This window comes from Seonamhaeicola marinus (assembly GCF_008085455.1).
Genome location: NZ_VSDQ01000359.1, coordinates 1 through 204, shown reverse-complemented (window position 1 = coordinate 204; position 204 = coordinate 1). Strand labels below are relative to the sequence as shown.

General features: G+C 32.8%; 1 protein-coding gene. It reads right to left on the bottom strand.

Annotated features, from left to right (window positions below):
* On the bottom strand, nt 1-204 hold a 204-nt coding region (locus FUA24_RS04920), incomplete at both ends, for an HAD family hydrolase (RefSeq protein WP_148540278.1).

Below are 204 nucleotides of genomic sequence, written 5' to 3'. Positions count from 1 at the left end.
CTTTGGGCTAATGCACCAGCATCATTTAAACCATCACCAATCATTAATACGTTGGCACCTTCACTTTGGTGGTATTTTATGTATTCTAGTTTGTCTTCGGGTTTTTGGTTAAATAGTAACTTGGTTTTTGAAGGCAATAACTTTTTTAGATTGTTTTTTTCGCCTTCATTATCACCCGATAAAATAGCTAAATCATATGTTTTT